We start from the raw sequence: 409 nt of genomic DNA, 5'->3' as shown, positions 1-409 counted from the left end.
CGAGATTTGGAAGCGTTTTCGCAAGTGGGGCGGTATTCCGACAGGTATCACGCAGAACGTCAAAGACCTATTGACGAGCAGAGAAGTTTCAAACGTTTTTGAAAACAGCGATTTTGTCTATATGCTCAACCAAGCCCAGGGCGACCGGGAAATCCTTGCCAAGCAGCTTAACATTTCGCAGCAGCAAATGACCTATGTAACCCATTCCGAAGCGGGCGAGGGACTTATCTTCTATGGCAACGTGATTTTGCCCTTTATTGACCGTTTCCCGAAAGATACGGAACTCTACCGCGTAATGACGACCAAGCCCGGCGAGGTGTCGGCATGAGGATAGAAACGGATAAAATCTATTGCGGCGACAGCTTGCAGGTGCTTCAAACCTTGCCGGATAACTGTTTGGATTGTTGCG

1 pseudogene is annotated in these 409 nt (G+C 49.1%); it reads left to right on the top strand.

What is annotated here, in order from left to right:
- Positions 1-328: pseudogene (locus PZH32_RS11545) on the top strand (VirB4-like conjugal transfer ATPase, CD1110 family); the annotation flags it as partial.
- Positions 329-409 lie beyond the last annotated feature (81 nt).

It is taken from the genome of Adlercreutzia equolifaciens (assembly GCF_029076695.1).
GTDB lineage: Bacteria > Actinomycetota > Coriobacteriia > Coriobacteriales > Eggerthellaceae > Adlercreutzia > Adlercreutzia equolifaciens_A.
Note: the sequence above shows the minus strand (reverse complement) of the source record. Positions and strands in the feature narration are given on the sequence as shown.